The 13,016-nt window shown below is 69.7% G+C and carries 12 protein-coding genes; 9 read left to right on the top strand and 3 right to left on the bottom strand.

What is annotated here, in order from left to right; all coding sequences use genetic code 11:
* The first annotated feature begins 137 nt into the window (after positions 1-137).
* The gene (gene eccD / locus ACZ5SK_RS25380) at positions 138-1,649 is read left to right on the top strand and encodes a type VII secretion integral membrane protein EccD (RefSeq protein WP_468417622.1); all 1,512 of its coding nucleotides are present in this window, start codon (positions 138-140) and stop codon (positions 1,647-1,649) included.
* A gap of 111 nt (positions 1,650-1,760) precedes the next feature.
* Here the strand turns inward: eccD and ACZ5SK_RS25385 are convergent, their stop codons facing one another.
* Positions 1,761-2,054: a DUF397 domain-containing protein gene (locus ACZ5SK_RS25385; RefSeq protein ID WP_079659129.1), complete on the bottom strand. Its 294-nt coding sequence runs from the start codon at positions 2,052-2,054 to the stop codon at positions 1,761-1,763.
* A gap of 286 nt (positions 2,055-2,340) precedes the next feature.
* Between ACZ5SK_RS25385 and rpsO the strand changes: the two genes are divergently transcribed.
* The 5 genes from rpsO to ACZ5SK_RS25410 all read left to right on the top strand — a co-directional run bounded on the left by rpsO (position 2,341) and on the right by ACZ5SK_RS25410 (position 7,887).
* On the top strand, positions 2,341-2,628 hold the full coding sequence (rpsO, locus tag ACZ5SK_RS25390; protein ID WP_003993372.1) for a 30S ribosomal protein S15: 288 nt from the start codon (positions 2,341-2,343) through the stop codon (positions 2,626-2,628).
* A 397-nt stretch (positions 2,629-3,025) separates the two neighbouring features.
* Positions 3,026-5,269, top strand: coding sequence for a polyribonucleotide nucleotidyltransferase (locus tag ACZ5SK_RS25395; RefSeq protein ID WP_079659128.1), 2,244 nt, complete (start codon positions 3,026-3,028; stop codon positions 5,267-5,269).
* Positions 5,266-6,645: a M16 family metallopeptidase gene (locus ACZ5SK_RS25400; RefSeq protein ID WP_079659127.1), complete on the top strand. Its 1,380-nt coding sequence runs from the start codon at positions 5,266-5,268 to the stop codon at positions 6,643-6,645. Before ACZ5SK_RS25395 ends, ACZ5SK_RS25400 begins: the two co-directional genes overlap by 4 nt.
* 26 nt (positions 6,646-6,671) lie before the next feature.
* Positions 6,672-7,424, top strand: coding sequence for a 4-hydroxy-tetrahydrodipicolinate reductase (gene dapB, locus ACZ5SK_RS25405; protein WP_334576726.1), 753 nt, complete (start codon positions 6,672-6,674; stop codon positions 7,422-7,424).
* 7 nt (positions 7,425-7,431) lie between these two features.
* On the top strand, positions 7,432-7,887 hold the full coding sequence (locus ACZ5SK_RS25410; RefSeq protein ID WP_334576725.1) for a tetratricopeptide repeat protein: 456 nt from the start codon (positions 7,432-7,434) through the stop codon (positions 7,885-7,887).
* Positions 7,888-7,955: 68 nt separating this feature from the next.
* On the opposite strand, the gene ACZ5SK_RS25415 is transcribed toward ACZ5SK_RS25410, so the two are convergent.
* Complete coding sequence (locus tag ACZ5SK_RS25415; RefSeq protein WP_361704937.1) at positions 7,956-8,510, bottom strand: hypothetical protein; 555 nt, start codon at positions 8,508-8,510, stop codon at positions 7,956-7,958.
* A 90-nt stretch (positions 8,511-8,600) separates the two neighbouring features.
* Positions 8,601-8,837, bottom strand: a complete 237-nt coding sequence (locus ACZ5SK_RS25420) for a hypothetical protein (protein WP_079659123.1) — start codon at positions 8,835-8,837, stop codon at positions 8,601-8,603.
* A 203-nt stretch (positions 8,838-9,040) separates the two neighbouring features.
* Between ACZ5SK_RS25420 and thyX the strand changes: the two genes are divergently transcribed.
* The 3 genes from thyX (at position 9,041) to ACZ5SK_RS25435 (ending at position 12,710) form a co-directional block, all read left to right on the top strand.
* Entirely contained in the window at positions 9,041-9,781 is a 741-nt protein-coding gene (thyX, locus tag ACZ5SK_RS25425) for an FAD-dependent thymidylate synthase (RefSeq protein ID WP_079659122.1), read from the top strand.
* A 215-nt stretch (positions 9,782-9,996) separates the two neighbouring features.
* Positions 9,997-10,896 (top strand): 4-hydroxy-tetrahydrodipicolinate synthase, encoded by a 900-nt coding sequence (dapA, locus tag ACZ5SK_RS25430; RefSeq protein WP_334576722.1) that lies wholly within the window; start codon positions 9,997-9,999, stop codon positions 10,894-10,896.
* A gap of 128 nt (positions 10,897-11,024) precedes the next feature.
* Complete coding sequence (locus ACZ5SK_RS25435) at positions 11,025-12,710, top strand: ribonuclease J (RefSeq protein WP_319675260.1); 1,686 nt, start codon at positions 11,025-11,027, stop codon at positions 12,708-12,710.
* The last annotated feature ends 306 nt before the right edge of the window (positions 12,711-13,016 follow it).

The raw sequence follows: 13,016 nt of genomic DNA on the forward strand, positions 1-13,016 counted from the left end.
CTGCGACCGGAGGGCGGTAGGGTGCCGGATGTTCGCGTGAGCACACCCGCGGGCGGCCCGGCGCACGCACCGGAGCGGGACTCCACACCGCACTTTCACACCGTCGACGCGGAACCATCACTGAGGGGGAGCAGCAGGTGAGTATCGCGGCCTCCGCGGCAGCCACCGGAGAAGGGCGCGGCAACGGAACCGCTCCCGCGGCGGCGACGGGGCTCGGCTTCTGCCGGGTCACCATCGTCGCCCCCGACAGCCGGATCGACGTGGCGCTGCCCGACGACGTCCCGGTCGCCGACATCTACCCGGAGATCCTCAGGCTCTCCCGGCAGAGCCCCGCCGAGGGCGCCCCGGTCGGCTACCACCTCGTCCGCCGGGACGGCGCCGTCCTCGACAGTTCACGCTCGTTCGCCGCCCAGCACATCCTCGACGGCGAACTCCTCACCCTGCGCCCCTTCGCCGAGTCGCTGCCGCCCGCCGTCTTCGACGACGTGTCCGAGGCGGTCGCCTCCGCCGTGACGCGCGAGCACACCCTGTGGAACGGCGACCTGACGCGCGCCGCAGGCCTCGTCGGCGGAGGCGTCCTGCCGGCCCTGCTCGCCTTCGTGGCCTGGACCGGCGACCCGCACCACGACATGAACAGCCTGCCCGGCGTCCTCGCCGCGGTTGTCGGCGTCCTGCTGGTCGCCCTCGCCTGTGTCCGGGCCCGCGTCTACGACGACCGCGGCTCCGCCGTCGCCCTGGGACTCGGCGCCCTGCCAAGCGTGGCGGTGGCGGGCTCCGGGCTGCTCCCGCTCGCCGACGGCCAGGGCATCGGCAAACTCCAGTTCCTGCTGGCCTGCGCCGCGGTCCTGCTGGCCTCGGTGCTGCTCACTCTGTGCTCCCCCCGCGGCGACGGCCCCTTCGTCGCCTTCGTCGTCGCCTCCGGCGCGGGCCTGGCCGCGGTGTTCGCGGCGACCCTCGCGCACTGGACCCCGGCCGAGACCGCCGCCCTGTGCGCGCCCGTCGGCGTGGGCGCCCTGGCCTTCCTGCCCGGCCTGTCCATGCGCTTCGCCCGCCTGCCGATCGGCTTCGACACCCCGGACTCCGGTACGCGTAGCGCCTACGGCACCGACCCCACCCCCCGCGAGCCGGTCGACGCCGAGCGGATCGCCGCCCAGGCCCGCCGCGGCCACGAACTCCTGGTGGGTTTGGTCGGCGGCTGCGCGGTGATCACCGTCGGCGCCTGCACGGTCCTCGGGTTCTCCGACGACGTGTGGGCCCAGCTCCTCGCGCTGGCCACGGGCATCGCCCTGCTGATGCGCGCCCACCTCTTCCGCTACACCGCCCAGGTCGCGCCCGTGCTGGCCGCGGGCCTCGCCTCCCTCGTCCTGCTCGGCCTCGGCCTGGCCCTCGACCCGCCCCACTCGGCGATCCGCGCCGCCCTCACGGGTGACCGCGCCGACCTGGACATCCGTACGATCTGGCTCGTCGCCGCGATCGCCGCGGCCTCCGCGATCGTCACCGCGGTCGGCCTGATCACCTCGCGCGGCGGTCTCACGCCGTTCTGGGGCCGGTTCACGGAGATCGCCGAGGGCTTCGTCCTGCTGACCCTCGTACCGCTGGCCCTGGCCGTCTTCGACGTGTACGCGACCGCCCGCTCGATGACCGGCTGACCCGCGGGCCGAGCACGAAGAAGCAGCCGCGACGATCGCCGTCACGGCTGCTCCAGCGGTCCACCCCTGTGCGCCCCCGTTTCCGGGCGCCCCCGTTTCCGGGCGACCGTGCTACTCCGCCGCCAGACCCCCGTTGTGCGGCGCCGGCTCCAGATCGAACTCGCCGTCCCGGGCGCCCAGCACGAACGCCCGCCACTCCGCCTCGGTGTACCGCAGCACCGTCTCCGGGTCGAGCGACGACCGCATCGCCACGGCCCCGTCGGGCAGCTCGGCGATCTCGACGCGCTCCTCGTGCTCCTCCGTGCCCGGAGCGCACTTCCACTCGACGCCGGAGATGTCGAGCGCGTACAGCTCGTCCCGCTCCCGCTCCTTGCGCGCCTTGATCTGCTCTTCCGTCTCCGCCATGCCGCAACGGCCCCTTCCCGACGTACGAAAACGATCTGTGCGCTCACCCTAGTGGCCGCCTTTGCGCCGCCCTCCGGCTTTCGCGGACCCGTGCGAGAGCGCCCCCGACTGCCTGGTACCCTCAATGACGGCCGTTTGTGTACGCACCCCCGGAAGAACCCTCAGGCACTCCCTGAAGGCTCTGGAGGTCGCGCCCAGCGGATCCCCGCCTCCCGAGTAACGGAAGCTCCCCCGAGACACAGACCGGGGGCACTCGGTGGCCCTGAAAAGACTACGAGGAGTACGCGTGCCGCTCGACGCCGCTACGAAGAAGCAGATCATCACCGAGTTCGGCCAGAAGGAGGGCGACACCGGCTCCCCCGAGGTCCAGGTCGCCATGCTGTCGCGCCGGATCTCGGACCTGACCGAGCACCTCAAGACCCACAAGCACGACCACCACTCCCGTCGTGGTCTGCTGATCCTGGTCGGTCAGCGTCGCCGCCTGCTGCAGTACCTCGCCAAGAAGGACATCCAGCGCTTCCGTGCGCTGGTCGACCGCCTCGGCATCCGCCGCGGTGCGGCGGGCGCCAAGTAGGACGCCGTGAGGGGAGCGGTTCCCGTGATCATCGGGACCGCTCCCTTTTGCTGTACGCACAACAGGACACACGACAGGACGCATGGCAGGGGCCGTCGTACACCCCGCCTTCGTGCGGAAACGTGCGGAGTGTCACCAACGCTTTGTAGTGTGGTAGCACAACGCAATACGTACGACACAGCGTGATGACGTGTACTCGCTGCGGGTAAACGTCACCACGCAACACCGAACGAGGAGAAGCGCACCTCACCGCCGCCGGTCCTCGGTAGTGGCCCCCGGGAAAGAGATCCCCGGGTGCTTCGATCGAAGACCGGCCCGCACCGCACGGCGCGCCTCTCCGCAACCGTCCCCCTGCCACACGGGCAGAGCGCGGGACGAAGACGAGGAGAAAACGCTAGTGGAGAACGAGACCCACTACGCCGAGGCCGTCATCGACAACGGCTCCTTCGGCACCCGCACCATCCGCTTCGAGACGGGCCGCCTGGCCAAGCAGGCCGCCGGCTCCGCCGTGGCGTACCTGGACGACGACACCATGGTGCTGTCGGCCACCACCGCATCCAAGAACCCCAAGGACCAGCTCGACTTCTTCCCCCTCACGGTGGACGTCGAGGAGCGGATGTACGCCGCCGGCAAGATCCCCGGCAGCTTCTTCCGCCGTGAGGGCCGGCCGAGCGAGGACGCGATCCTCACCTGCCGCCTCATCGACCGCCCGCTGCGCCCGTCCTTCAAGAAGGGCCTGCGCAACGAGATCCAGGTCGTCGCCACGATCATGGCGCTCAACCCCGACCACCTGTACGACGTCGTGGCGATCAACGCCGCCTCCGCGTCCACGCAGCTGGCCGGTCTGCCCTTCTCCGGACCGATCGGCGGCGTCCGCGTCGCGCTGATCAACGGCCAGTGGGTCGCGTTCCCGACGCACACCGAGCTCGAGGACGCCGTCTTCGACATGGTGGTCGCGGGCCGCGTCCTGGAGGACGGCGACGTCGCGATCATGATGGTCGAGGCCGAGGCCACCGAGAAGACCATCCAGCTGGTCAAGGGCGGCGCCGAGGCCCCGACCGAGGAGGTCGTCGCCTCCGGTCTGGACGCCGCGAAGCCCTTCATCAAGGTGCTCTGCAAGGCCCAGGCCGACCTCGCCGCCAAGGCCGCCAAGCCCACCGGCGAGTTCCCGGTCTTCCTCGACTACCAGGACGACGTCCTGGAGGCGCTCACCGCCGCCGTCCGCCCGGAGCTGGCCTCCGCGCTGACCATCGCGGGCAAGCAGGAGCGCGAGGCCGAGCTGGACCGCGTCAAGGGTCTGGCCGCCGAGAAGCTCCTGCCGGAGTTCGAGGGCCGCGAGAAGGAGATCTCCGCCGCGTACCGCTCGCTGACCAAGTCCCTGGTCCGTGAGCGCGTCATCAAGGAGAAGAAGCGCATCGACGGCCGCGGGCTGACGGACATCCGTACGCTCGCCGCCGAGGTCGAGGCCATCCCGCGCGTGCACGGCTCGGCGCTGTTCGAGCGTGGCGAGACCCAGATCCTGGGCGTCACCACCCTCAACATGCTCCGCATGGAGCAGCAGCTGGACACCCTCTCCCCGGTGACCCGCAAGCGCTACATGCACAACTACAACTTCCCGCCGTACTCCGTCGGCGAGACCGGCCGCGTCGGCTCCCCGAAGCGCCGCGAGATCGGCCACGGCGCCCTCGCCGAGCGCGCCATCGTGCCGGTCCTGCCGACGCGCGAGGAGTTCCCCTACGCGATCCGTCAGGTGTCCGAGGCCCTCGGCTCCAACGGCTCGACGTCCATGGGCTCGGTCTGCGCCTCCACCATGTCGCTGCTGAACGCCGGTGTGCCCCTGAAGGCCCCCGTCGCCGGCATCGCCATGGGCCTGATCTCCCAGGAGATCAACGGCGAGACGCACTACGTCGCCCTCACCGACATCCTCGGTGCGGAGGACGCCTTCGGCGACATGGACTTCAAGGTCGCCGGCACCAAGGAGTTCGTCACCGCCCTCCAGCTCGACACCAAGCTGGACGGCATCCCGGCGTCCGTCCTGGCCGCGGCCCTCAAGCAGGCCCGCGACGCCCGCCTCCACATCCTCGACGTGATGATGGAAGCGATCGACACGCCGGACGAGATGTCCCCGAACGCCCCGCGGATCATCACCGTCAAGATCCCGGTGGACAAGATCGGTGAGGTCATCGGCCCGAAGGGCAAGATGATCAACCAGATCCAGGAGGACACCGGCGCCGAGATCACGATCGAGGACGACGGCACCATCTACATCGGTGCCCAGGTCGGCTCGCAGGCCGAGGCCGCCCGCGCCACGATCAACGGCATCGCCAACCCGACCATGCCGGAGGTCGGCGAGCGCTACCTGGGTACGGTCGTCAAGACCACCACCTTCGGTGCGTTCGTGTCGCTGCTCCCGGGCAAGGACGGTCTGCTGCACATCTCGCAGATCCGCAAGCTCGCCGGCGGCAAGCGGGTGGAGAACGTCGAGGACGTCCTCGGAGTGGGCCAGAAGGTCCAGGTCGAGATCGCCGAGATCGACTCCCGCGGCAAGCTCTCCCTGATCCCCGTGGTCGAGGGCGAAGCCGAGTCCGACAGCGGCTCCGCCGCGGGTGACGACGACAAGAAGGACGACACCGACAAGTGACGTCTCGTAGCTCCACGGCGACGGCCCGCACCTCTTCGGAGGCGCGGGCCGTCGCCCGTACCCAAACCCTGATCAAGGGCACGGCCGGCATCGGCGTCGTCCGCAAGACCACCCTGCCCGGCGGCCTGCGGATCGTCACCGAAACCCTCCCCTCGGTGCGCTCGGCCACCTTCGGCATCTGGGCGCACGTCGGCTCCCGCGACGAGACGCCGTCCCTGAACGGCGCCACGCACTACCTGGAGCACCTCCTCTTCAAGGGGACGACCCGCAGGTCCGCGCTGGACATCTCCTCCGCGCTCGACGCCGTCGGCGGCGAGATGAACGCGTTCACCGCGAAGGAGTACACGTGCTACTACGCGCGCGTGCTCGACACGGACCTGCCGCTCGCCATCGACGTCGTCTGCGACATGCTGACCGGCTCGCTCATCCTCGAAGAGGACGTCAACGTCGAGCGCGGCGCGATCCTCGAAGAGATCGCGATGACCGAGGACGACCCCGGCGACTGCGTGCACGACCTCTTCGCCCACACGATGTTCGGCGACAACGCCCTCGGCCGCCCGGTCCTCGGCACCGTCGACACGGTCAACGCCCTCACCGCCGACCGCATCCGCCGCTTCTACAAGAAGCACTACGACCCCACCCACCTCGTGGTCGCGGCCGCCGGCAACATCGACCACAACAAGGTCGTACGCCAGGTCCGCGCGGCCTTCGAGAAGGCGGGCGCCCTCAACAGCCCCGACGCCGCACCCATCGCCCCGCGCGACGGACGGCGCGCGATCCGCACGGCCGGCCGCGTCGAGCTGATCGGCCGCAAGACCGAGCAGGCGCACGTCGTCCTCGGCATGCCCGGCCTGGCCCGCACGGACGACCGCCGCTGGGCTCTCGGCGTGCTCAACACGGCCCTCGGCGGCGGCATGTCGTCCCGCCTGTTCCAGGAGGTCCGCGAGAAGCGCGGCCTGGCCTACAGCGTGTACTCGTACACCTCCGGCTTCGCCGACTGCGGCCTCTTCGGCGTGTACGCGGGCTGCCGGCCGTCCCAGGTCCACGATGTGCTGAAGATCTGCCGGGACGAACTCGACCAGGTCGCCGAGCAGGGCCTGTCCGACGACGAGATCGGCCGCGCCATCGGCCAGCTCAGGGGCTCCACGGTCCTCGGCCTGGAGGACACCGGCGCCCTCATGAACCGCATCGGCAAGAGCGAGCTGTGCTGGGGCGAGCAGATGTCGGTCGACGACATGCTGACCCGGATAGCGGCCGTGACCCCGGACGAGGTGCGGGCCGTGGCCCGCGACATCCTGGGCCGACGCCCGTCGCTGTCGGTCATCGGCCCGCTCAAGGACAAGCAGGCCTCCCGGCTGCACGACGCTGTGGCCTGATCCACTCCTGTAAGGAAACGACAACGATGAGCAAGCTGCGCGTGGCGGTCCTCGGCGCCAACGGCCGGATCGGTTCCGAGGCGGTACGGGCGGTCGAGGCCGCCGAGGACATGGAGCTGGTGGCCGCCCTCGGCCGCGGCGACAAGCTTCGGACGCTGACCGAGACCGGCGCCCAGGTCGCGGTCGAACTGACCACGCCCGCCTCGGTCATGGACAACCTCGACTACTGCGTAGGGCACGGCATCCACGCCGTGGTCGGCACGACCGGCTGGACCGACGAGCGTCTCGCGCAGCTCAAGGGCTGGCTGGCCGACTCCCCGGAGACGGGCGTGCTCATCGCGCCCAACTTCTCCATCGGGGCCGTCCTGACCATGAAGTTCGCCCAGATCGCCGCCCCGTACTTCGAATCCGTCGAGGTCGTCGAACTCCATCACCCCAACAAGGTGGACGCCCCGTCCGGCACCGCCACCCGCACCGCCCAGCTCATCGCCGAGGCCCGTCGCGAGGCGGGCACGGCCCCCGCGCCCGACGCCACGGCGACCGCCCTGGACGGCGCGCGGGGAGCCAGTGTGGACGGCATCCCTGTCCACGCCGTCCGCCTGCGCGGCCTGCTGGCCCACCAGGAGGTCCTGCTGGGCGGCGAGGGCGAGACCCTCACGGTCCGCCACGACTCCCTGCACCACAGCAGCTTCATGCCGGGCATCCTGCTGGGCGCCCGCCGGGTCGTGACGACGCCGGGCCTCACCTTCGGCCTGGAACACTTCCTGGACCTCGGCTGAGACCGACATGCGAGCCAAGCTCTCCTACGCCCTCACGGCAGCCGTCCTGGTCTTCTACTTCGTCCTGGTCGGCAGCCGCGGCGTCATGCTCATACAGTCCGGCACGCTGCTGACCGTCACCTTCGGTGTGGCGGTGCTGATCCTGCCGGTCATCGGCGTCTGGTTCCTGTGGAAGAACACCCAGTTCGTCCGCCGGGCCAACGCCCTCGCCGCCGAACTCGACGCCGAAGGCGGCCTGCCCGTCGACGAGCTGAAGCGCACCCCGGGCGGTCGCGTCGACCGCGACTCGGCCGACGAGGTCTTCGCCAAGCGCAAGGCCGAGACCGAGGCGGCCCCCGACGACTGGCGCAACTGGTTCCGCCTCGCCGTCGCCTACCACGACGCCCGCGACACCCCGCGCGCCCGCAAGGCGATGCAACAGGCGATCAGCCTGCACGACGGCAAGCGCGTCGAGCCGGCCTGAGCCGACCACCGACGAAGGGGCCGACCCGCACCTGTGGCGGACCGGCCCCTTCGTACGTGTGCGCGGAATCAGCCGCGCCGGTTCTCCGCGGCCCATGCCTCGACCGCGTCCGACGCCCGGTCGAACGCCTCGGGGCGCGACAGGAAGTCCGCCCCGTGCGTGGTCAGCAACGGCGCGCCCGCCTCGGCGGGCCGATCCCGCCGCACGATCGTCAGGGCCTGGCCCTGGACGGTCCGCGGCAGCCCCAGCCAGCGCACCGGCTGCTGCACGGTCCGCACGGCCACGACCCGGTCCCAGGACAGCGTGCGCGTGAAGAGGAAGCCCACGTGGCGCAGCCCGCGGTCGCTCACCCACACGCCCATCCGCAGCAGCCGCAGCGCGCAGGCGATCACCAGCAGGGAACAGCCGAAGACCGCGCCGGCCTCCGACACCGCGCCGGTCAACGCGATGATGACGGCAGCGAACAGCACATACGAGGCGAGCAGCAGCGCCAACGCGGCGACCCCGACCCGCCAGGGCCCGGGCCGGTAGGGGCGCCGCCAGCGCTCACGGTCGTCGAAGGGCAACGCGACGTCCTCCGTCGCCTCGAACGCGCGGTCGGCCGTCAGGAAGGGCAGGGGCACGGCTGGTCCTCACTCGATCCATGCTGGGGCTGTGCCCGGTGAGGCTATCCGCCTGTGTCCCCGCTCACCACTATTGGGGTCCGGATGGCGTCAGCGCCCGTGGGACGCCTGTGACTGCTGTGTCTCGGAGGAGTGGTCCAGGCTCAGCGCCGGCATCCCGATGACCAGGGAGCCGACGAGCGCGGCCACGATGGTGAGCCCCAGCAGCCACCGCCCGGCTATCTGACTCACGGAGGACCGCTCGGGAGGCGGGGGAGCGACATTGCTACGGAACCTGTCGGCCTCGGCGAGGAAGGCGAAGGGTACGGGTTCACGCCGGCGGAACATGGTGGGTACTTCCTCCTGGGAGCTTTCGAGTGGACGCTGTCACTGGACGTCGTCACTGATACAGACGAGCGAGTGCCCGAAAACGTGCCCAATATCAGCAGACGTCCCGCACGAATCCCGCGGCATGCCCGTGACCGTCCGGCTCAACGGCCCCCGTAAAGTTGACGCCGCTCCGAAGACGCGATGGAAGGACCCTCCACACCGTGACCGACACCCCAGCCGATGACCTCAAGCCCGGCTTCCGCAGTGATGTCACCGTCGAGCTGATCAAGCACACGGCCTCCGACGCCGACGTGCTGTTCGCCGCCCGCGTCTCCACCGCCGGGGAGCAGTCGCTGGACGAGCTGGGCAAGGACCCCGAGCGCTCCAAGGGGCTGATCAACTACCTGATGAGGGACCGGCACGGCAGCCCGTTCGAGCACAACTCGATGACCTTCTTCATCAGCGCCCCGATCTTCGTCTTCCGCGAGTTCATGCGGCACCGCGTGGGCTGGTCCTACAACGAGGAGTCGGGCCGCTACCGCGAGCTCCAGCCGGTCTTCTACGTCCCCGACGCCTCCCGCAAGCTGGTCCAGGAGGGCCGCCCCGGCAAGTACGTCTTCGTCGAGGGCACCCAGGCCCAGCAGGAGCTGGTCGGCCGCACCATGGAGGATTCCTACCGCCAGGCCTACGAGGCCTACCAGGAGATGCTCGCCGCCGGCGTCGCCCGCGAGGTGGCCCGCGCGGTCCTCCCGGTCGGCCTGTTCTCCTCGATGTACGCCACCTGCAACGCCCGCTCGCTGATGCACTTCCTCGGCCTGCGCACCCAGCACGAGCTGGCGAAGGTGCCGTCCTTCCCGCAGCGGGAGATCGAGATGGTGGGCGAGAGGATGGAGGCGGAGTGGGCCAAGCTCATGCCCCTGACGTACGCCGCCTTCAACGCCAACGGCCGCGTCGCACCGTAAGGGGCGTAACGAAGTCGAGCGACGGAGACGTATGTACGGATCATCCGGGCGAAGTGTCCGTATTGCGGCATTTGGAGAAGTTCATCTAGCCTGATCAAACGGACCCGGCACTGCTTGAACCCCCGAGCAGGCAGTGCCGGGCTCCTTCTTTGTCATGACTTTTCCACACCCCCCGAAGGCAGACCCGACGGCGAGCAACGAGTAGCGTGTTACCCATGGCTCCGACCTCCACTCCGCAGACCCCCTTCGGGCGGGTCCTCACCGCCATGGTCACGCCCTTCACGGCGGACGGCGCACTCGACCTCGACGGCGCCCAGCGGCTCGCCACCCACCTGGTGGACGCAGGCAACGACGGCCTGATCGTCAACGGCACCACCGGTGAGTCACCCACCACCAGCGACGCGGAGAAATCGGACCTGGTACGAGCCGTCCTGGAGGCCGTCGGAGACCGCGCCCACGTGGTCGCCGGCGTCGGCACCAACGACACCCACCACAGCGTCGAACTGGCCAAGGCCGCCGAGCGGACGGGCGCGCACGGCCTCCTGGTCGTCACCCCGTACTACAACAAGCCCCCGCAGGAGGGCCTGTACCGCCACTTCACGGCCGTCGCCGACGCCGCCGAGCTGCCGGTCATGCTCTACGACATCCCCGGCCGCAGCGGCGTCCCGATCAGCACCGAGACGCTCGTCCGCCTCGCGGAGCACCCGCGGATCGTCGCCAACAAGGACGCCAAGGGCGACCTGGGCCGCGCGAGCTGGGCCATCGCGCGCTCCCGCCTCGCCTGGTACTCCGGCGACGACATGCTGAACCTGCCGCTGCTCTCCGTGGGCGCGGTCGGTTTCGTCTCCGTGGTGGGCCATGTGGTCACACCGGACCTGCGCGCCCTCGTCGAGGCGTTCACCGCCGGTGACGTCCAGAAGGCCACCGAGATCCACCAGAAGCTGCTCCCGGTCTACACGGGCATGTTCCGAACCCAGGGCGTCATGACGACGAAGGCGGCGCTCGCCCTGCAGGGCCTGCCCGCCGGCCCGCTGCGCTCGCCCATGGTCGAGTGCTCACCCGAAGAGATCGAACAGCTCAAGATCGATCTTGCCGCGGGCGGGGTACAGCTCTGACAACAGACTTCACAACTGAATAGGCAGGCCACCGGTGCCTGCAATCCACAACGACAACTGCTTCTGCACGAACGTCATGCGCGCCACGTGCCCACCGGTACGTGGCGTGCGTGTTTGAGGAGAGTCTTTTGAGTCATCCGCATCCCGAACTCGCCCCGCCCCCGCCGCTCCCCGCGGGAGGCCTCCGGGTCACCCCACTCGGCGGCCTCGGCGAAATCGGCCGGAACATGACGGTCTTCGAGTACGGCGGCCGTCTGCTGATCGTCGACTGCGGTGTGCTGTTCCCCGAGGAGGAGCAGCCCGGAATCGACCTGATCCTGCCGGACTTCTCGTCCATCAGGGACCGCCTCGACGCCGTCGAGGGCATCGTCCTCACCCATGGCCACGAGGACCACATCGGCGCCGTCCCCTATCTCCTGCGGGAGAAGCCGGACATCCCGCTGATCGGCTCCAAGCTGACCCTCGCACTCATCGAGGCCAAGCTCCAGGAGCACCGGATCCGCCCGTACACCCTCGAGGTGGCGGAGGGGCACCGCGAGCGCATCGGCCCGTTCGACTGCGAGTTCATCGCCGTCAACCACTCGATCCCGGACGCCCTCGCGGTCGCCATCCGCACACCGGCGGGCATGGCCGTCCACACGGGCGACTTCAAGATGGACCAGCTCCCGCTGGACGGCCGTCTCACGGATCTACACGCGTTCGCACGTCTGAGCGAGGAAGGCATCGACCTCCTTCTCTCCGACTCCACGAACGCCGAAGTACCCGGTTTCGTGCCGCCCGAGCGGGACATCTCCAACGTCCTGCGCACGGTCTTCGCGGGCGCCCGCAAGCGGATCATCGTGGCGAGCTTCGCCAGCCACGTCCACCGCATCCAGCAGATCCTGGACACGGCGCACGAGTACGGCCGCCGGGTCGCCTTCGTGGGCCGCTCGATGGTCCGCAACATGGGCATCGCCCGTGACCTGGGCTACCTCAAGGTCCCGCCGGGTCTGGTCGTGGACGTCAAGACCCTCGACGACCTTCCGGACCACGAGGTGGTCCTGGTCTGCACGGGCTCCCAGGGCGAACCGATGGCGGCCCTGTCCCGCATGGCCAACCGCGACCACCAGATCCGCATCGTCCCGGGCGACACGGTGATCCTGGCGTCGTCGCTCATCCCCGGCAACGAGAACGCGGTCTACCGCGTGATCAACGGACTGACCCGCTGGGGCGCGCACGTCGTCCACAAGGGCAACGCCAAGGTCCACGTCTCGGGCCACGCGTCCGCCGGCGAGCTCCTGTACTTCTACAACATCTGCCGCCCGAAGAACCTGATGCCGGTGCACGGCGAATGGCGCCACCTGAGGGCCAACGCCGAGCTGGGCGCCATGACCGGCGTCCCGCACGACCGCATCGTCATCGCCGAGGACGGCGTCGTCGTCGACCTCGTCGAGGGCAAGGCCAAGATCTCCGGCAAGGTCCAGGCGGGTTATGTCTACGTCGACGGCCTCTCGGTCGGTGACGTCGGCGAGCCGGCCCTGAAGGACCGGAAGATCCTGGGCGACGAGGGCATCATCTCGGTCTTCGTCGTCGTGGACTCCTCCACCGGCAAGATCACCGGCGGCCCGCACATCCAGGCCCGTGGCTCGGGCATCGAGGACTCGGCCTTCTCGGACGTCACCCCGAAGATCGCCGAGGTCCTGGAACGCTCGGCCCAGGACGGCGTGGTCGAACCCCACCAGCTGCAGCAACTCATCCGCCGCACCCTGGGCAAGTGGGTCTCCGACACCTATCGCCGCAGGCCGATGATCCTGCCGGTCGTGGTCGAGGTCTGAGCGACGTACGGCCAGCCGTACGCGTGAACCTGGAGCGGGGCTCCCCGATTTGCATCGGGGAGCCCCGCTCCAGTACGTTTACGTCTCCGCCTGAACGGGAACCCGGGAGCTTCACGCCCCGGAAGCAGTCCCCGGGAGGGGCCGGGAAAACCGACTCAGAACTTCTGATAAAGTCGGAACCGCCGGAAAGGAAACCGCGAAACAAAAGCGGGAACCTGGAAAGCACCGAGGAAATCGGATCGGAAAAAGATCTGATAGAGTCGGAAACGCAAGACCGAAGGGAAGCGCCCGGAGGAAAGCCTGAGA

This window comes from Streptomyces sp. NPDC031474 (genome assembly GCF_055581185.1).